19 protein-coding genes are annotated in these 18,280 nt (G+C 68.7%); 7 read left to right on the top strand and 12 right to left on the bottom strand.

The window, feature by feature from the left end:
• The 5 genes from AC1DBQ_RS14235 to ssd form a co-directional block, all read right to left on the bottom strand.
• The coding region (locus AC1DBQ_RS14235; protein ID WP_476929115.1) for a hypothetical protein at nucleotides 1–827 on the bottom strand (827 nt) is incomplete at its 3' end.
• 355 nt (nucleotides 828–1,182) lie between these two features.
• Entirely contained in the window at nucleotides 1,183–1,794 is a 612-nt protein-coding gene (locus AC1DBQ_RS14230; RefSeq protein ID WP_476929114.1) for a type II secretion system F family protein, read from the bottom strand.
• Nucleotides 1,795–1,807: 13 nt separating this feature from the next.
• The gene (locus tag AC1DBQ_RS14225; RefSeq protein ID WP_476929117.1) at nucleotides 1,808–2,506 is read right to left on the bottom strand and encodes a type II secretion system F family protein; all 699 of its coding nucleotides are present in this window, start codon (nucleotides 2,504–2,506) and stop codon (nucleotides 1,808–1,810) included.
• A 245-nt stretch (nucleotides 2,507–2,751) separates the two neighbouring features.
• Nucleotides 2,752–4,089, bottom strand: coding sequence for a TadA family conjugal transfer-associated ATPase (locus tag AC1DBQ_RS14220; protein ID WP_476929113.1), 1,338 nt, complete (start codon nucleotides 4,087–4,089; stop codon nucleotides 2,752–2,754).
• A complete protein-coding gene (gene ssd, locus AC1DBQ_RS14215) occupies nucleotides 4,089–5,195 on the bottom strand; it encodes a septum site-determining protein Ssd (protein WP_476929112.1) in 1,107 nt (368 codons plus the stop codon). The genes AC1DBQ_RS14220 and ssd overlap by 1 nt, the downstream gene beginning before the upstream one ends.
• A 135-nt stretch (nucleotides 5,196–5,330) precedes the next feature.
• Between ssd and AC1DBQ_RS14210 the strand changes: the two genes are divergently transcribed.
• Complete coding sequence (locus tag AC1DBQ_RS14210; RefSeq protein WP_476929111.1) at nucleotides 5,331–7,085, top strand: bifunctional 3'-5' exonuclease/DNA polymerase; 1,755 nt, start codon at nucleotides 5,331–5,333, stop codon at nucleotides 7,083–7,085.
• 150 nt (nucleotides 7,086–7,235) lie between these two features.
• Complete coding sequence (locus AC1DBQ_RS14205; protein ID WP_476929110.1) at nucleotides 7,236–7,484, top strand: YegP family protein; 249 nt, start codon at nucleotides 7,236–7,238, stop codon at nucleotides 7,482–7,484.
• Between the two features lie 54 nt (nucleotides 7,485–7,538).
• Here AC1DBQ_RS14205 and AC1DBQ_RS14200 read toward each other — a convergent pair whose 3' ends face one another.
• The 3 genes from AC1DBQ_RS14200 to AC1DBQ_RS14190 all read right to left on the bottom strand — a co-directional run bounded on the left by AC1DBQ_RS14200 (nucleotide 7,539) and on the right by AC1DBQ_RS14190 (nucleotide 10,495).
• Nucleotides 7,539–8,219: an NUDIX hydrolase gene (locus AC1DBQ_RS14200; protein ID WP_476929109.1), complete on the bottom strand. Its 681-nt coding sequence runs from the start codon at nucleotides 8,217–8,219 to the stop codon at nucleotides 7,539–7,541.
• Complete coding sequence (gene nth, locus AC1DBQ_RS14195; RefSeq protein WP_476929116.1) at nucleotides 8,216–8,983, bottom strand: endonuclease III; 768 nt, start codon at nucleotides 8,981–8,983, stop codon at nucleotides 8,216–8,218. Before nth ends, AC1DBQ_RS14200 begins: the two co-directional genes overlap by 4 nt.
• A 93-nt stretch (nucleotides 8,984–9,076) precedes the next feature.
• Nucleotides 9,077–10,495, bottom strand: a complete 1,419-nt coding sequence (locus tag AC1DBQ_RS14190; RefSeq protein WP_476929108.1) for a hypothetical protein — start codon at nucleotides 10,493–10,495, stop codon at nucleotides 9,077–9,079.
• 444 nt (nucleotides 10,496–10,939) lie between these two features.
• On the opposite strand from AC1DBQ_RS14190, the gene acs reads away from it, so the two are divergent.
• The 3 genes from acs to AC1DBQ_RS14175 all read left to right on the top strand — a co-directional run bounded on the left by acs (nucleotide 10,940) and on the right by AC1DBQ_RS14175 (nucleotide 13,970).
• Entirely contained in the window at nucleotides 10,940–12,946 is a 2,007-nt protein-coding gene (gene acs, locus AC1DBQ_RS14185; RefSeq protein ID WP_476929107.1) for an acetate--CoA ligase, read from the top strand.
• 212 nt (nucleotides 12,947–13,158) lie between these two features.
• On the top strand, nucleotides 13,159–13,635 hold the full coding sequence (gene aroQ, locus AC1DBQ_RS14180) for a type II 3-dehydroquinate dehydratase (protein WP_476929106.1): 477 nt from the start codon (nucleotides 13,159–13,161) through the stop codon (nucleotides 13,633–13,635).
• Nucleotides 13,636–13,637: 2 nt separating this feature from the next.
• The gene (locus AC1DBQ_RS14175; RefSeq protein WP_476929105.1) at nucleotides 13,638–13,970 is read left to right on the top strand and encodes a DUF2332 family protein; all 333 of its coding nucleotides are present in this window, start codon (nucleotides 13,638–13,640) and stop codon (nucleotides 13,968–13,970) included.
• Here AC1DBQ_RS14175 and AC1DBQ_RS14170 read toward each other — a convergent pair.
• Nucleotides 13,960–15,144 (bottom strand): MarP family serine protease, encoded by a 1,185-nt coding sequence (locus tag AC1DBQ_RS14170; RefSeq protein ID WP_476929104.1) that lies wholly within the window; start codon nucleotides 15,142–15,144, stop codon nucleotides 13,960–13,962. The two genes, AC1DBQ_RS14175 and AC1DBQ_RS14170, sit on opposite strands and share 11 nt — an antisense overlap.
• Before the next feature lie 221 nt (nucleotides 15,145–15,365).
• Between AC1DBQ_RS14170 and AC1DBQ_RS14165 the strand changes: the two genes are divergently transcribed.
• Complete coding sequence (locus AC1DBQ_RS14165) at nucleotides 15,366–16,043, top strand: Crp/Fnr family transcriptional regulator (RefSeq protein ID WP_011693220.1); 678 nt, start codon at nucleotides 15,366–15,368, stop codon at nucleotides 16,041–16,043.
• Nucleotides 16,044–16,318: 275 nt separating this feature from the next.
• Here AC1DBQ_RS14165 and AC1DBQ_RS14160 read toward each other — a convergent pair whose 3' ends face one another.
• Genes AC1DBQ_RS14160 through AC1DBQ_RS14150 form a run of 3 tightly spaced genes read right to left on the bottom strand, consistent with a single transcriptional unit; the run spans nucleotide 16,319 to nucleotide 18,016 of the window.
• Entirely contained in the window at nucleotides 16,319–17,230 is a 912-nt protein-coding gene (locus AC1DBQ_RS14160; protein WP_116766152.1) for an NUDIX hydrolase, read from the bottom strand.
• 16 nt (nucleotides 17,231–17,246) lie between these two features.
• Nucleotides 17,247–17,858, bottom strand: a complete 612-nt coding sequence (locus AC1DBQ_RS14155) for a RidA family protein (RefSeq protein WP_476929103.1) — start codon at nucleotides 17,856–17,858, stop codon at nucleotides 17,247–17,249.
• Between the two features lie 2 nt (nucleotides 17,859–17,860).
• Entirely contained in the window at nucleotides 17,861–18,016 is a 156-nt protein-coding gene (locus AC1DBQ_RS14150) for a DUF4177 domain-containing protein (protein ID WP_009359196.1), read from the bottom strand.
• A gap of 37 nt (nucleotides 18,017–18,053) precedes the next feature.
• Between AC1DBQ_RS14150 and AC1DBQ_RS14145 the strand changes: the two genes are divergently transcribed.
• Nucleotides 18,054–18,280 (top strand): hypothetical protein (locus tag AC1DBQ_RS14145; protein ID WP_476929102.1); only part of this gene is annotated, 227 nt, incomplete at its 3' end.

The following is an 18,280-nucleotide window of genomic DNA, read 5'->3' as shown; positions in this document are numbered from 1 at the left end:
GACGCGTTGGGACGGGCCGCGCCGGAGGCGTAGGCCGTGATGAACCCGAGGGACCGCGCCTGGGTCACCGTCAGGTTGAACACCACCGCCGAGACCTTCGCCGGGATCCCGTTGACCCCCGCGACCTGGAACGACACCGCGGAATTCGCACCCACCGGTGAACTGTTCCGCGTATCAAGGACCCGGGTGGKAGCGGTGGGGTTGAAGGTTCCGGGAAGCTGGCCACCGGCCTTGCCGGCTTTGATGACGACGTCGTCAATGTAGCTGTCGCCTGCCTGCCGCCGGTGCTCTGCGCCGAGCTGCATCTGGGTGACCGCGGTGAAGCCCGTGGCGACCTGCTTGCTGGAATAGAGCGGCTGGCCGTCAAACCACACCTCAATGGTGGAGGAGGCGCCGTTGGGGATGACGTGCATGACCAGGTGGTGCCACGTTCCGAGCGGGACGTTCACTTTCATCGGGGTGTAGCCGAGCGTGCCGTCGGGCGCTGCTACGCGCAGCCACAGGGGGCCGGCGCCGCCGTTGGAGCGGTAGACGTCCACGAACCGGGTGGTTMCGTTGAAGAACCGGAACATGGGGACGTTGTTGCCTGCGACGCCTTCCTTGGTGACGTTGAACCATCCGTCGGCGTAGACTTCATTGCTTCCGGCAGGAAGCGGTGCGGCAAAATTGKCCAGGGAACCGGCATCCGTGGTCACGTGAACATGGGCTGAGCAGCGGCCCGCGTGTTGTTCAGCCGAGGAGACGTCGGCCGTGCCGGTCCCGGCCGTGACGGGGGCGTTGAAGCCCGAAGCCGTGATGCTCCCCGACTCGAAGTTGGTCGCAATCACCGTTGTGCCCGGGTATTGGTTGGTTGGTTGAGGCGCCCCCGGCTGACAAGTCGGCGTTGCGGCGGACGCCGGACCGGCCCCCACCGCCGAACCCGCCATCACCAATAGGCTCAGCGCTGCAATCACGCCCGCCCGTTGCAATCGAATCATTGATCTGCCCCCCTGCGTGGCTTCCACTCGGTACGAAATCCCAGAAACCCTGGTGATTCGAGGCGCCACAGAAGCGCTGTGAGTAGCCGACGCACGAGACCGCTCATACTCCGACGGTGCCTGCCCCCAAGGTATCCCCCAGCAACTTGAATAAACCTTGGACCAGCGGCGATGCGGTGTCGGGGGCGCCGCCCGCCCGCGGGCATCAGGCCGGGAGCAACCCCAGGAGCACGGGCACGACGCCGAGGCAGACAAACGCCGGCAGGGAGCATAAGCCCAGCGGCACGACCAGCTTCACGCCTAGCGCCGCGGCACGCTGCTCGGCAGACCGGTTCCGTTCGCGGCGAAGCCGGGCCGCTTGGGCATAGAGGAGGGCCGAGGACGGGGCGCCCGTGAGGGCGGCGAACGTGAGGGTGTCGCGCAGGGAAAGAAGTTCGCACGCCTGGCCACCTGAACTGTGCCATGCCGTGTCCCAGTCCGCGCCAATGGCAAGGGCTGACACCACCGGCCGAAGCTGCCGCCCGAGTTCCTGCGGCACCAGGGCGGCAATGAGTTCCAGGGACCGGCCCAGTCCGGCTCCCGCATCCAGCATGGCGCCGATGAGTTCCAGCATCATGGCGGTGTCCCGCAGACCCGGATATCCGGGATATCTGGACMGTCCGGCGGCTGGAGACCCCCAAAGCCGGGCGGAYCCGTCCGCCGGGGCCAGGATTTGGCGGTGGAGTCTTCGGCGGACGCGGCCGGAGTCTGCAAGGACCAAAATGGCTGCACCGGCAAGGCCGGCGGCCACCACGACTCCGGCGAGTCCGGGACTCACGGCGGCAGCGGAGTCACGAGTGCGCTCCCGCCGCGGCCCGGACGAGCTTCGAAGACCAAACCCGGCCGGCGGCGGTMAGGACCACCCCTGCGGCCAACGCCAGGAGGCCCCACGGATTTTCGAGGAGCGTCGCAATCGGGTCCACTCCCAGCAGCAAGCCGAGCCCTAACCCCGATACCGGCAGCCAGGTCAGCAAGCGGACGGTTGCCCGGGGCCCCGCCAAAGCCGTCTGCCGCGCACCTTCGGCGTCGTCCTCCGCCTCAAGGTGCGCGGCAAAGCGCGCYAGGACGTCTGCCAGCGGGCAACCGCTGGCCTCCGCGGTGTCGAAGCATGCGRCGAGCTCGCCCCACACCCGGACGTCGCGCCCGGCACGGACGCTTATGGCGGCTCCCGCGCCGCTGTCCCCGGCTGGCCCGCCGGATACCGCGCGGCGGATCGCCACGGCCACGGAGGACCCGCCCAGGGCGGCCGCACGTGCGGCCGCGAGGACTCTGAGAGACTCCGGGTCAAGCACCGGCCCGGACGTGACTTGGGCACCGTCGCGGCCCGCGCCGCGGATCGAAGCACGGACCGAAGCGTCGCCAGTTCTGTTGACCGTGGCCTCTTGCTCCGCAGCCTCCGCGCCGTACAGCACCCACAGTTCATCCCACAGCCGGGCGGGGGTGCGTCCGCCCTTCAGCAGCGCGGCCAGCTGCTGGACCACAACTGTCATAGGCACGGCCCCCGCCTCCGCGGAACCTCCAGCCAACACGCGGCCGAGACCTGGGACGGCTCTCCGGCCATGGCTGCGCAGACCTGTTGACCGACCCGGGCTCCGAGTGCTGGATGGCTGCTCGCGGGGCGGGAAACTCCGCGGGCCGACGCCGTGCAGGGCCTTGCGGGTCCGGTGGCCTGCCGCACGCGGGGAGGGAAAGGCCAGCCACAGGGCCAAGATCAGGACGATGATCAGGAGCGCCGTCATCGCGCGGTCCATGACTGCGGGTGTTCGGCTCCCGAACCCGGCGGGTGTGCTTCGGGCGCCGGGCGCGCCCCGGCGTTGGTTCCATCGGCTACTGCTGGATCCAGGCCGAGCCGATCCGCCAGCCGCGGCCAGGCCGGACCGACCCGGGCCCGGTCCCTCAGTACTTCCAGTGCAGCGGTGACAACCAGGCCGGAATCCTGTGCTTCCATGATTCCGATGCTCGCGACCTGGCGCCCGGTCCCGCTCCGCTCGACATGCACGACGGCATCGATCGCACTCGCCACCTGCAAGCGAACGGTGTCCTGGCCCATGCCGGCGAGCGCGCCGAGCGCCGCCAGCCGGGCAGGCACGGCCGCCGMAGCATTCGCGTGAATCGTCCCGCCGCCTCCCGCATGACCGGTATTCATGGCCGACAGCAACTCCCGGACCTCCGCGCCGCGGCATTCACCCACCACCAGCCGGTCCGGCCGCATCCTCAGGCCCTGACGAACCAGTTCGCCCAGGTCCACGGCACCGCCGCCTTCCAGGTTTCCGTGCCGGGATTCCAGCGAGACGACGTGCGGGTGCACCGGATTCAGTTCCGCGGCGTCCTCAATGAGGACGAGACGCTCTCCGGGGGCGCACAACCCCAGCAGCGTCGCCAGCAGCGTGGTTTTCCCTGAGCCGGTGGCGCCGCTAATGAGGAAGCTCAGCCTGCACCCGACCATGCGTTCGAGTACGGACTGGACCAGCCCGCCGCATGCCCCGCTCCCGAACATGCCCTTGCGCCGCAGCTCGGCCATCGTAAAGACCGAAGTCCGGCGGATTCGCACACTCAAGAGGGTCCCGGCCGTGGAAATCGGCGGCAACACCGCATGCACCCGGTAGCCGCCGTCGAGCCTGACATCGACGCACGGCGAACCGTCGTCCAGGCGGCGGCCGCCGGCTGCCACCAGCCTCACCGCGAGAGCCCGGATCTGCGGTTCCCCGGAAAAGAGGACGGGCGCCTTTTCCAGGCCGTTGCCGCGGTCCAGCCAGACGGAGTCCGGTCCATTCACGAAGATGTCCGTCACAGCAGGATCCCGGGTCAGCGGCTGCAGTGGACCCAAGCCATTCAGCTCCGCGCTGATACTTTCCACAGCTGCCAGGGCGCCGGCCGTGCCAAGCAGCCGTCCGCTCGCCTGGAGGGCCGCCGCGACCCGGGAGGGGGTTACCGGGGCGGAATCGGTCATGACTGACTCGCGCACGGATTCCAGCAACGCCGGGTCCAGAAATCCCTGCGAGCGGCGGCGGCCCGGCGGCCGCCGGGTGGGCCGTTCCGGTTCGGCGGGGTCCGCGGCCGAATGGGCGCTCATCAGACGTCACCCCAGTCCAGGTCAAGGAGCCCGGCGGTGAGACGGCGGACAGAGCGCTGACGGCCGGCTTCCAGGAGGCGGCCGAGTTCCGTGGCCGCCGCCAGACCCTTGATTTCCGGCATGATCCCGTGGAGGGGAAGCCCCACGGACTCCGCAATCAGAGGCGCATCCAAGGCCGCGCCCGGACTGGCCCGGACCACCAGCGCCGTATCTACCGGTGGAAGCTCCTGCGCCAACCGGGCCGTGGCGACGGCCGCCCGCAGYCGGGCCGGCGCCACGACCACGATCCGGTYGCATTCCCCGGCKAAGGACCGCAAAGCCTCCCGTCCCCGGCCGACGTCCAGCACGACCAGCTCGCTGCCCCGCCGGGCGGCGTCGAGAACCACGGCCACCGAGGTCGCGTCCACGCCGGCTGCACGGTCCCGGGTGCCCGGCCACGACAAGAAGGAGAATCCCCCGGCCCTCGGGAGCGCATCGTCGAGCTGGGCGGGATCGATACTGCCGCTCGCCCCGGCCAGGTCCGGCCAGCGGAGCCCGGGAGCGTCCTCGGCGGCCAACGCCAGTTCCAGGCCGCCSCCCCAAGGGTCGCCGTCGATCAGCATCACTCGCGCCCCGAGCCCGGCAGCCGCCTGCGCGACCCAGATGGCGGCGGTCGTGGCCCCTGCACCGCCGCAGCCGCCTGTCACGCCTACAACGAGTCCGCCGGCTTCCGGCGCGCGGGACCGGCTCAGGTATTCCGCCAGCCAGGCGGCGGCATCCGGCAGCACGGCGACGCGTTCGGCCCCGATGGCGGCGGCCAGTTGCCACAGTCCGTCGCCGTCATCCTTGACTCCGACGAGCACCGCCGGCGCCCTCCTTCGAAGTGGCAACTCCGGGATGTCGCTGCCAACCAGTACGGCGCCCGCGGCGTCCCAGAAGGGCGCGGCATCTGCCACGTCCCGGACTGTCCGCAGGTGGCCCCCGGCAGCGGCGACGATGCGCTCCACCTCCCCGCGCAGAACATCGGCGCCGGTGACGAGCAGAGTCTCCGCGGATTCCCCGGGAATCCACGGCCCTCCGTCCTGCGGGGGCGGCGAGTCCGGGCCGCGTGGCTGGTGCCTGTTCATGCTGCCACTGTGCCTGTCCGGGAAGCGCAGCKTAACCGCCGTCGTCGGCTATGTGGACAAACCGGGCACGGCCTCTGCAGTCMCCGCCAGGCAGTGCGCACCGAGCACGCTCCGGAGCAGGGCAGAATTGACCCTATGTACCTCCTGCTTGCCGCCCACGCCGACGGCGCGGCGCTCCAGGAACTCACGGCCGACGGCCTCCCCGCACCGTCCAATCCACAGCCACGKGTAGTCAGCGCCGGTGACCTCGCCGGCGTCGTCCGCGGGCTTGAAAAACGGCGCCCGCGCTGGATCTGGCACCGCACGCAGGACTGGTACCCGTCGCTGCTGCGGGCCGGCGTGGAGCTCGAGCGCTGCTACGACCTGACTTTGTGCGGTTCGATTCTGTCCCACTCGGAGTTCACCGCCCACACCGCCTATGCCCGGGCGGCGGAGAAACTCACGCAGGACGATGAGCTGCACCAGCCGCCGCGGGCCCTGCAGCCCCCTCCCCCGCCGCCGGAGCAGGGCGCACTCTTCGATGCCCCGGCCAGGGGCCAGCGCCCCGGCCAGTCGTTTGAGGAACTCCGCGTCGAGTATGCCGCCCAGCAGGACGCGCTCCGCCAAGCGGGCGCTGTCCCGGCARCGGCCCCCGGCATGACCGGCKGTTCGGCCGACGCCCCCGACGCCAACCGGCGCCAACGGCTCCAGCTGCTGCTCGCAGCCGAATCCGCGGGCGCCATGATCGCCGCCGAAATGCAACACACCGGCGTGCCCTGGCGTGAGGAACTGCACGAGCAGATCCTCACGGACTACCTCGGACCCCGCCCGGCTCCGGGCCAGCGCCCTGCCAAACTCGAAGCGCTCACCGCCGAACTCAGGCAGCTGCTGCGCTCACCTGCGCTGAACCCGGACTCACCGCAGGAGCTCATGCGCGCCCTGCACCGGAACGGCATCGAGGTGAAGACCACGCGCCAATGGGAGCTGAAGGAATCGAGCCACCCCGCGATCGAGCCGCTGCTGGCCTACAAGAAGCTGGCCCGTCTCCACGCGGCCAACGGCTGGGCATGGCTTGACGCGTGGGTCAAGAACGGCAGGTTCCAGCCCGAGTACGTGGTGGGCGGTGTGGTGTCGGGGCGGTGGGCGTCGCGCGGCKGAGGGGCGCTGCAAATTCCGCGCCAGATTCGCGGCGCCGTCCACGCCGATCCCGGCCACAAACTGATCGTTGCCGACGCCTCGCAGCTGGAACCGCGGGTCCTCGTCGCGCTCGCGCAGGATTCCAAAATGGCCGAGGCCGCCCGGGACAAGGACCTCTACGCCGGCATCGCGGCACAAGGCTTCGGCGGCGACCGGGCAAAAGCCAAGGTAGCCCTCCTCGGGGCCATCTACGGCGCCACCACGGGCGAGTCCGGGCGCCTGATGCCCCAGCTTGCCCGCACCTATCCCCGCGCCGTGGGCTTCGTCGAGCAAGCTGCCCGCGACGGCGAAGCCGGRAGGACCGTCACCTCCCGCCTGGGCCGGAGCAGCCCTCCGCCGTCGGATCGCTGGCTGCGCAGCCAGCACTCGACTACCGCGGAAGAACAGCGCCGGGCGGACTCGATCGCCCGCTCGCGCGGACGTTTCACCCGGAACTTCGTGGTGCAGGGCTCGGCCGCCGACTGGGCGGCCTGCTGGCTGGCGGAACTGCGACGGCGGCTGCGCGACCTGCGGTGGGACGGCACCGCCGCGGGTGAACTGGTCTTCTTCCTGCACGATGAAGTGATGGTGCACTGCCCCGACGGCGCCGTCGAGGACTGCATCCGGGCGATCGAGGACTCAGCGGCTGCCGCCAAAGAGCTCTTGTTCGGCCCGATTCCGGTGGAATTTCCGGTCAGCGTGGCGGTGGTGGACTCGTACGACAACGCCAAATGAAAGACCTCGGACACCATCCGTAACGTACCCGTCGGTAGCGTTGTGTGGGCTCCATCACCCGGCTAGGCTCGAAAAGTCCGGCGGATTCCCGTTCTTTCCGCCGGCTATTGCAATGACGCAAGGAATTGGGGAGGCACAGATTTGGCTGGCATGTTTGAGATCGCACAAGCTGGAGACAAGGCATATTTTTTTCGGCTGACGGCACCGGATGGAACGGTCGTCGCCGTTTCGCCGCTGTTCAGCTCCATCAAGAGCGCGGCGGCGGGCATCACCGCTGTGCGTGAGAACGCCGCGACCGGTCTGATTGTGGATCGTTCCGGCACTCACCGGCGAGCCGCCAGCCGGCCGGCAGCGGTGGCACCCGCTGCCCTGGTGGGCAGCGGCGTGGGGGCCAGCTAGCGGATCAGCCGGCAGGCCGGCGTGGACCCGGCCGCACGCATCGCCGGGCGGGGCTCACACATCGATCCCGTAGAGCCGCGCACGGTCCCAGGGAACCGCCCAGCCCAGCTGTTCGAACAGCTGGTTGAGAATCATCCCGGTAAACCCCCACACGACGACGCCGTTGACGGTGAACGCCGGGCTCTGGAACGTCTGGCCGGCCCGGCTGACCGTGGCCATCACCCGGTTGTCCGGATCCAGCAGATCCCGGACCGGAACCCGGAACACCTGCGCGGATTCGCCGAAATCCACCACCCGGACGGGCGACTGGGCGGCCCACCAGGCCAGGATCGGGGTGACGAGGAAATTCCCCCGCGGCAGGGCCAGCTCGGGCATCACCCCGAGGACGTCCACACCCGCTGGGTTCAGACCCGTCTCCTCTTCCGCCTCTCGAAGGGCCGCGGCGACCACCGACTCGCCCGGGTCGATGCCCCCGCCCGGAAAGGCCACTTGTCCGGGATGGTCATCCAGGGTCTGCGCCMGCTGCAGCAGCAGAACGTCCAGATCGGCCGGAGCCAGCAGCTTCTCGGACACCGCCGGGACGTTGTCCAGCGCGCCGAAGAGCATCAGCACGGCGGCCTTGCGGACCCGTTCGCCGGGCTCGACGGCGAGTTCCCGCCAGCGCGGATCCGGCGCGGGCGCCGTACCCGCCACGACGGCGGCAACGAGGTCGACGAGGTCCTGGCGCGCGGTCACGGCTGCTTCYTCTGCGATTCCATCCGGATTTCGGCGGCGCGGTGCGTCTCGGCCAGTAACCGGGCCAGCAGTGCCTCCTGCCCCGGGGCGAGCTCGTACTTCAACAGCTTCCTGGCCTTCTCCGGGTCGGTCTCGCCGGCGCCGTAGCTGGGGCACCAGTTCGCTACCGCGCAGGCGCCGCACGCCGGCTTGCGGGCGTGACAGACGCGGCGGCCGTGAAAGACGACGCGGTGCGAGAGCATGGTCCAGTCCCTGGGCTCGAACAGTTCGGCGACATCGGACTCGATCCGGACCGGATCATCCGAGTCCGTCCAGCCAAAGCGCCGGGCCAGGCGGCCGAAGTGGGTGTCCACGGTGATGCCCGGAATGCCGAAGGCGTTGCCCAGCACCACGTTTGCGGTTTTCCGCCCGACGCCGGGCAGCGTCACCAGGTCCTCCAGCCGGCCGGGCACCTCGCCGTCGTACTCATCCACGAGCCGGTTGCACAGCGCCAGGAGGTTCCTGGCCTTGGCGCGAAAGAAGCCGGTGGGCTTGATGATGGCCTCGAGCTCGGCCGGTTCCGCCTCCGCCATCCGGCGCGCGTCAGGGTAGCGCGCGAACAATAGGGGCGTGATCTGGTTGACCAGCACATCCGTGGTCTGGGCGGACAGCACCGTAGCCACCACGAGCTCAAACGGGCTGCGAAAATCCAGTTCCGCGTGGGCATAGGGGTACTGTTCCGCGAGGGCCCGGTTGATCCGGCGGGCCCGGCGCTTGAGCGCCAGAAGGGACTCCGACGCCCGCGGCGCACCGGGCTTGGTGCTGCGGGGGGCCTTGCCGCCGGATTTCTTGGTGCCGGATTCCGTGGTCACGGACGGCTAACCGCGTTCGATGTTGCTGAGGTCCCGCAGCACGCCGAGGCGCCCGTMCGTGTGCTGGACCAGGAATTCGTTGCCGCGGTCTTCAAGGGCCAGGACCCAGCCGCCGGGCTCGATGACGAACGCCGGGGCCCCGGTGCGCTCGTCGAGGGCGGTGCGGGGCTGTGCGACGGCGAACCAGAAGGCCTCGTGCACGGGGTGGACGTCGTCCTCGGCGGCCCGGCTGGCGGGATCGACGGTGGCTCCGATGGGTTCCTGCGGCCGGACCTGTTCCTGCGGCCGGACCTGGGGGTGGACCGTGGTGGGGGCGCTGCCGCCGGAGGCGGCCGGAACGCTGGCGGCCTGGGTCTGTTCCGCGGCGGCGCCGGCGGAAGCGGCCGGGGCAACGGAGGGAGTCGATGCAGCAGCACCGGCCACGGCGCCGGCGGCCTGGGTTTGTTCCGCGGCGGACGCCGGCTCAGCGGAGGGAGCCGGCCCCGGGGACGGAGCCGGCGTCGACGGCGTTGACGGAGCCGACGCTGACGGGGCGGAAGCCGCGGACGGCGCAGCGTCAGCCGTGCCACCCGCGCCAGCGGGCGGTACAACGCCGGAAATCTGGGTTGCCGGCGCGCTCGAAGCCGCAGCGCTTGTCGCGGCAATGGACGCTGCCCCCGCCGAAGCTACCCCGGGCGACGGTACAACCGGTGAAGGTGCTGCCGGCACGGCGGTCTGGCCGGCGGTGGCAGGGCGATTGTCCCAGCCTGCGCCCGCCMCGGAGGCGGCCGCCTTGGATGCGCCGGTTCCTGGGGCGGCCTTGGCCGGTTTTGGTGCCTTCGGGGTCTTGGGCGCACGGGGCTTTTGCACCGGCGCAACTGCCTCACGGGCCACCACGTGGGCAGGCGCTTCCTCGCGGCCCAGGAAGTCGCCGGCAAAGAACGGGATCCAGCGGGCCAGGACCGTGGCCGCGAAGAGACCCGCGGCGCCCAGGAGGGCTATCAGCATGCTCGGCACGAAGGCCCCGGCCGCGGCGAGAAAAAAGAAAGCGAGCGTAAAGGACGCCACGACGGACGCGAACTGATCAATCGACAGCGATCCGACCCGGATTTTCGTCCCCGGGCTGAGTCGGCGCGCCACGAACAAGACGGTGACGATGAGCGGCAGCACGATGCCCAGGCCCAGAAAGAACAGGCTGCCCAGGTTCCAGAGGTTGTAGGACAAGGCAAACATCGGAATGAGGGAGGCGATGAAGAGAAGCAGCGTGGAGCCGAACACGGTCAGATCCCGGATGGTGAAGGGACCCAGAACGGCTTCGTTCTTCTTCGCGGTCTTCTTGTCCACCGTGAAGCGCGGCGCGTCCCCGAACCCGGCTGGCACCGGCTGCGCCGCGCCGCTCTGGTTCTGGGCGGGCGCCCGGAGTTGCCCGTTGTCTTGCTCGTTCATTCCGTATCTCCTTAGCATGGCGGCGCCCTGKACAGCGCCGTCTAACGGCAGGCAAGGACAGGACCGCTAACGGGTCCCGCCGCCTCCATCGGATGTCACAACTTCATCTCAGCCTAGCCAAGTGCATGGCCGATCACTAGCTGACAAGCCGAGGGCGGACACAGCAGAATTCTCTGTATTTTCGCTTCCCCGGCGCCTGCGCCGGGGAAGCGGGAACGGGCACGTCCGATCGCCGAAGGGACCACTCGGCGCTTAACAAACACCGCTCACGGCGCTCTTTGTGACGGGGCGCACGTTTGGTCGGACCCGCGTATTAGTGTTTATTGCAGAACAGCTCTTGCGGCACTGCCGTGATCTGCCGCCGCCCGACGTCGCGCATGCGGCCCGGCGCGGAGGCGGCACGAACGTCCGCTCAGCACGGATCGATGAATGATGAGGTTCACCATGTCCCAGCAGACACCCGGCACCACTGCCACGCAGGCGCCCCAGGGCGATGCCTTCGAAAATCTGTCCCAGGAGAACCGCCGTTTCGCGCCGTCGGCCGAGTTCGCGGCGAATGCCGTGGTCACCGCCGCTGACTACGCCGAGGCCGACGCCGACCGTCCCGCCTTCTGGGCGAAGCAGGCCCGCGAGCTGCTKAGCTGGTCCAAGGACTTCACACAGACGCTGGACTGGTCCAACCCACCGTTCGCGAAGTGGTTCGTCGGCGGCGAGGTCAATGCGGCCTATAACGCCCTGGACCGGCACGTCGAGGCCGGCAACGGGGACCGGGTGGCCATCTACTTCGAGGGCGAGCCCGGCGACACCCGCACCTACACCTACGCGCAACTGACCGAGGAAGTGAAGAAGGCCGCGAACGCCTTCGAATCTCTGGGCGTGGCCAAGGGCGACCGTGTGGCCGTCTACCTGCCCATGATTCCCGAGGCCGTCATCACCCTGCTGGCCTGCGCCCGGATCGGCGCGATCCACTCCGTGGTCTTCGGCGGCTTCTCCGCCGAGGCCCTCCGGTCCCGGATCGACGACGCCGAGGCCAAGCTTGTGGTCACGGCCGACGGCACCTACCGCCGCGGMAAGCCCAGCGCCCTGAAGCCGGCGGTCGATGAGGCCCTGGCCCACGACGGTCACACCGTCCAGAACGTCGTGGTGGTCAAGCGCAACGGCCAGGACGTCGACTGGCACGAGGGCCGGGACCACTGGTGGGCCGACACCGTCGGCGCCGCGTCCGCCGAGCACACCGCCGTCGGGCACGACTCCGAACACCCGCTCTTCATCCTCTACACCTCCGGCACCACGGGCAAGCCCAAGGGCATCCTGCACACCACCGGCGGCTACCTCACCCAGGGCGCGTACACGCACAAGGCCGTCTTCGACCTGCACCCGGAAACCGATGTCTACTGGTGCACCGCCGACGTCGGCTGGATCACCGGGCACTCCTACGTCGCCTACGCGCCGCTCATCAACGGCGCCACCCAGGTCATGTACGAAGGCACCCCRGACTCCCCGCACCAGGGCCGTTGGTGGGAGATCGTGGAGAAATACAAGGTCTCCATCCTCTACACCGCCCCCACCGCCATCCGCACCTTCATGAAGTGGGGCAAGGAGATCCCGGCCAAGTCCGACCTCTCCTCGATCCGGGTCCTGGGCTCGGTGGGCGAACCCATCAACCCGGAGGCCTGGATGTGGTACCGCGAGGTCATCGGTGCCGACAGCGGCAAGAAGGCGATCCCCGCGCCGATCGTGGACACCTGGTGGCAGACCGAGACCGGGGCGCAGATGATCGCCCCGCTGCCCGGCGTCACGGCCACCAAGCCCGGCTCGGCCCAGGTCCCGCTGCCCGGCATCGCGGTGGACGTCGTGGACGAACTCGGCGAATCCGTGCCCAACGGCTCCGGTGGCTATCTCGTCATCCGCGAGCCCTGGCCGGCCATGCTCCGCGGCATCTGGGGCGACCCGGAACGGTTCAAGGAAACGTACTGGTCCCGTTTCGAGACCATGTACTTCGCCGGCGACGGTGCCAAGAGGGACGAGGACGGCGACATCTGGCTCCTGGGCCGCGTCGATGACGTCATGAACGTCTCCGGCCACCGCCTGTCCACCGCGGAGATCGAATCCGCCCTCGTGTCCCACCCGGCCGTGGCCGAAGCCGCCGTCGTGGGCGCCGCGGACGAAACGACCGGCCAGGCCGTCGTGGCCTTCGTGATCCTGCGCGGCGACGCCGTKGACTCCGGTGACGCGATCGTCCAGGAACTCCGCAACCACGTCGGCAAGGAGATCGGGCCGATCGCCAAGCCCAAGACCATCCTCGTAGTGCCGGAACTGCCCAAGACCCKATCCGGCAAGATCATGCGCCGGCTCCTCAAGGATGTCGCGGAAGGCCGMGAGGTTGGGGACGCCACCACCCTCGCCGACAACACCGTCATGGCCCAGATCGCGCATTCGCTGAAGAAGTAGCCGGCAGAAAAGCCGGGGCGCCGGAGTGTTTCGACACCGGCGCATGGACGACGGCGGCGCCTCCCACCGGTGGAAGGCGCCGCCGTCGTCGTTAATGTGCCGTCGTCGTTAATGTTCTTTGTCGATAATGTTCTTGGTCGATGCTGCGGCGATCGGCAAAGCGGGCAGTAACGAACAGCGCGCACGGGCCGGCGCGCGATAGATTTGCTGACATGACTGAAGCCTCCCMCGCCAGCGCTGCCGGCCGCGGCACCATCCTGGTTCTCAACGGACCCAATTTGAACCTGCTCGGCACCCGCGAGCCCGAGAAGTACGGGACGGCGACCCTGGCCGACGTCGAACAGCTTGCAAAAGATGCCGGTGCGGCGCACGGGCTGAACGTCGAATGCTTCCAGTCCAACCATGAGGGTGCCCTCGTGGACGCCATCCACGCCGCACGCGGGAAGGCGGTGGGAATCGTGCTCAACGCCGGCGCCTACACGCACACGTCCGTCGCCATCCGGGACGCAATTTCCGCCGTGGCGCTGCCCACGGTCGAGGTGCACATCACGAATGTTCACGCCCGCGAACAGTTCCGGCACCATTCCTACCTATCGGACATCAGCAAGGCCGTGATTGCCGGCGCCGGGATCCTGGGCTACCGGTTCGCGGTGGAATACCTCGCCGGACTGCACGCGGCCAAGGACTGAGCATGTCCCCTGCGGGGGCCGCAGCCGGATCCGGGGCAGGGTCCGTGTCCGGGCACCCTCCCGGTCCTGCGCTGCGTTACCTCGGGCCCGGTGCCGCTGCCCGCGCCGCGGAACTTCCCCGCGTGGTGCGGCGGGCCTGCATCGACCTCAATCCGGTGGATGTGCGCAGCCCTGTCGACGTCCCTTGGCTGGAAGCCCTCATCCGGCCGGAGCAGGAGTTCCACGTCAAACGGTTACTCCCGGGCGATCGTGATCGCCCGGGAGCGCCCCGMGAGTGCTGGTGGCCGGCAACCGCAAGGAACAGCTMGTGGCGTAAATGCCCGGCTATTTCTTGACGCAATGTCCGGACGAGACGGCGCCGCCCAGACCCGGTGCCTGGGCCGCGACGGGGCCGAGGTCGGTCATGGTGATAGCGAATCCGAGCGAGGAATCGGCGGTGGCCTTGGCAAAGACCACCCCCGCCACCTGCCCGTCCGTGGTCAGGAGCGGGCCGCCGGAGTTGCCCGGCTGCACGTCGGCAGCGAGCCGGTACACGTTCTCGGGCGCCGCATTGTTGCCGTAGATGTCGGGGACCAKCACGGTGGTGATGTCCTGGACCGTGGCCGGCTTGGACTGGAAGGGACCGCCATGTGGATAGCCGGCGAAGGCCGCGGCGCTGCCGGACGGCAGGTCAGAGGTCAGGGGAAGGGGGGCCGACTGCAGGCCGTCCACCGCCACGACCGCGAGGTCATGCTGGGTGTCAAAGTACACAACGCGCCCGGGCAGGGCGCCGCCGCCGGGCGTTTCCACCACCGGCTGATCGACGCCCGCGACCACGTGGGCGTTGGTCACCACGCGTCCGGGGGCGACGACAAAGCCGGTGCCGGTCTGGTTCTGGCCGCACTGGTAAGCGGTTCCGGCGATCTTGAGGACCGAAGCGGCCGCTTTGTTCAGTGCAGGCGTATCCGTGCTCGTGTCCKGGACGGCGACCGGCTGGCCCTGGCCGATGCCGTCCAGCAGGGTGGGGATGCCCTCGCCGATCACGGCGGAGCGCAACTGGGCCATTGACGCCTTGACCGGGGTGGGCGTCACGCCGTCGATGAAGCCGATGACTTTGGATTCGGCGATCTGCTGGGACACGAAGGGCACACCCAGGGCCCCKATGCTGAAGGCCAGCATCGACATCACCAGGGCGGACACGACGACGTTCACGCCTCCGCCCACGAGACGGTCCGCCGCACGCAGGGGGCTGAACGGCATGACGCTGCGGATTCGCCGGCCGATCATGGTGCCTAGCCCGTTCCCCACGATCATCAGCAGGATGGCCGTGGCCACGATGGCGGTCAGACGCCAGCCGCTGTCTTCCACGAGCCCGCTAACGATGGGGACGGACAAGAATGCGGCGACCGCGCCCGCAGCGAATCCCGCGATGCCTCCGAGCGTCACAAGGAAGCCGTTGCGAAGGCCGTGGATCAGGTAGGACAAAAKCGCCACAACCAACACCAAGTCCAAAATGGTCAAGCCAAACACCGGGGCTCCTCACAGACAGTTCAGCCACGATTCTAGCGGTGTAAGCTGAACGTTTGCCGATCGGCCGCCAGCCTGCCGGGTCTTCCGCGATCGGCGGGGACTTCCGGGACCCGCGCTTTCAAGCCCTTCGGGCGTTTCAGTGCCAACTACGTCACAGACGCGCCAAAATTCTGAAAGAATGGCTGAAGCGCCCCAGCCGACACAGCTAGTCAGGAGATTTCATGGATATCGAGGTATTGCGCCGCGCACCCCTTTTCGCCACGCTCGACGACGAGGCGTTCCGTCTGCTGACGGACGAACTCACCGAGGTGGACCTTTCACGCGGTGCCTCGGTATTCCGGGAAGGCGATCAGGGTGACCAGCTTTACTTCATCGTCTCCGGCAAAGTGAAGCTCGGCCGCACGTCGCCGGACGGCCGCGAATCGCTGCTTGCCATCCTCGGCCCGGGCGAACTCTTCGGCGAAATGGCGCTCTTTGACCCCAGCCCGCGAACGGCGACGGCTACGGCAGTTTCCGAGACCCGTCTGGCCGGTCTCAAGAACGAAAGCCTCAATGCGCTGCTGCGCACCCGTCCCGAGGTTTCGGCCCAGCTGCTGCAGGCCTTGGCACGCCGCCTGCGCCGTACCAACGATTCCCTGTCCGACCTCGTCTTCTCCGATGTTCCGGGCCGCGTGGCCAAGGCGTTGCTGGATCTGGCCGACCGCTTCGGCCGCCCCGCCACCGACGGCGTCCTGGTCGCCCACGAACTGACGCAGGAAGAGCTTGCCCAGCTGGTCGGTGCCTCCCGCGAGACCGTCAACAAGGCCCTCGCTGAATTCGTGCAGCGCGGCTGGCTTCGCCTGGAAGCCCGCGCGGTCGTCATCCTCGACATGCAGCGACTGCGCCAGCGTTCCCGCTAGGAAACCTGAGCAGCAACCACGAAGGCCGKCCCCGGACAATGAACGGGACCGGCCTTCGGTCGTTGGAGGCCCACTTCTCMGGGGGACATGCCCATTCTTCACATACCCATGGCCGGGACGTGCCCAGCCTCGGAAGCAAGGAATGGACATACTGCCACCATGTCCAACGGCCGTCGCCAACGGCGAGCATGTCCCCCGACGGGCCAGCTAGGTCAAGCAGCCACAACCCTCAGGAAGTCACAAACACGGGCCGCGCGGGACCGTGCGGTGTGGGCTCAGCGCTCCCGCTGGGGTTCGCCGGCAACCGTCTTGGCGGCCTCGACTTCGAGCATGAGCCGGCCTTCTTCCTCGACGAGCTTCGGCTGGTAGACGTGGGCCTTGCGCTTGTAGCTGAGGTAGGCGATGCAGCCGTTGGCCTTGGCCATCTTCTCGAGCATGATCTCCGAGCCGGGAACCAGGAGTTCACCCAGGGTGCGGCCCACGGTGTTCTCCTGCCCCACCTCGTCGCCGAGCACCGTGGTGTCCCGTTCGCTGACAACCTTGCGGACGCAGACCCAGCGGCCCCAGACGCCCTTGCTGGCGAGCAGGGAGGGCTGCTGGTTCACGGGCAGGGTGGCAGCGAAGTAGCGGGTGTTGAACCGGCGGTGCGCGAAGTCGGGGCTGAGCCAGTTGACCAGKGGCTTGAGTAGATCGGTCCGCAGGGAGAGCCCGCGCTTGGCCAGCACGTCGGTGAAGGATTTCTCCTGGTCCGCCACGGCTTCGCGGGCGCGCATCCATTCCGCGCTGGAGGTCGACTCCACCGTGGTGGACAGGTCCGGGCCGGCCAGCAGGATGCCGGTCTCCTCGAACAGCTCACGGATGGCGCCAACCACATGGCGGCGCGCCAGGCCGACGTCGGAGGTCCCCATCTGCTCGGCCCAGTGCTGGGGCGAGGGACCAAGCCAGCCGACGGCGTCGTCGTCGGACGTTTCGAGCGATCCGCCGGGGAAGGCCAGGACACCGAGCGGGGAGGACCCCGTCCGGTACCCGAGCCAGGTCTCCAGACCCGTGGGCGAGTCCCGCAGGAGGATCACCGAGGAGGCGAAGCGCGGGGCGCGGGGCGTGCGTTCACCGTGTTCAAGCCAGCTGCGTGCCGCTCCTTCAAGATCGGGGGGCAGAACGAACAGGCGACGTGCTAACTGAGGCAAAGAACTAACCGGCCTTCTAAGCGAATTCGGCGATCAGTTCGACTTCAACAGGAGAGTCGAGCGGCAGGACGGATACCCCGACGGCGGAACGGGCGTGCTGGCCGGCGTCGCCGAGGACCTGGCCCAGCAGCTCCGAGGCGCCGTTGATGACACCGGGCTGGCCGGTGAACGAAGGATCGGAGGAAACAAATCCGACCACCTTGACGATCCGCGTAATGCGGTCGAGGTCCCCGATCACACTCTTGACCGCCGCAAGRGCGTTGACGGCGCAGACTGCGGCGTATGCCTTCGCGGCCTCCGGGGACACCGTGGACTCGTCGGAGGCGCCTTCCGAGCCGGTGGACACCTTGCCGGTGGCTTCGAGCTTGCCGTTGATGAACGGCAGCTGCCCGGAGGTGTAGACATGATTGCCGGAAATGACGGCCGGAACGTACGCCGCCACGGGGGCCGCGACGTCGGGCAGGGTCAGGCCCAGCTCCGCCAGTCGCTGTTCKACGGCGGACGACGCGCCCGCGCCGCCGGTCTGGCCTGCTGCGCCGGCCGTCGAGGCAGCGGTGCCTTCGGCGACGTTTGCCGGGTTTGCCGGGTTTGCCGGCGTGGCCGGGGTGGCTTCAGAGGGGGTGCTCATGGCTACTGCTTCTCCCGCTTCAGGTAGGCAACCAGGCCGTTTCCATCAGGGCCTGGAACAACTTGGACGAGCTCCCAGCCGTCCTCGCCCCACTGGTCCAGGATCTGCTTTGTGGCATGGATGATGAGCGGAATCGTKGCGTACTCCCATTTGGTCATGACATAAAGCCTAGTCGTTGCCGGTAAAGTGGAAAACATGGCGACTGGTAAGAACCCTTTATTCGACACGGCCACCACCCTCGGAAAGATCCTTCTTTTCCTGGGCGTGAGCGCCATTTGTGGCGTTCTGGTGGCGGGGCTCCTGGTCCCCGCGGCGGCCGTTTCGGGCAGCGCGGCGAGCGGTTCGATCCAGTTCTTTGACACCCTTCCGGCAGAGCTGAAGGTCGATCCGCCGAGCCAGTCGACGACGATTCTGGCCTCAGA

Source organism: Arthrobacter sp. 10T413_2 (genome assembly GCF_056394205.1).
The sequence above is the reverse complement of the archived record's forward strand: the minus strand, read 5'-3'. Positions and strand labels throughout refer to the sequence as shown.

What these genes read in the sequence shown, in the direction of transcription:
- AC1DBQ_RS14205 (WP_476929110.1), top strand. Translation starts at nt 7,236, where the DNA reads ATGTTTGAGATCGCACAAGCTGGAGACAAGGCATATTTTTTTCGGCTG.
- AC1DBQ_RS14165 (WP_011693220.1), top strand. Translation starts at nt 15,366, where the DNA reads ATGGATATCGAGGTATTGCGCCGCGCACCCCTTTTCGCCACGCTCGAC.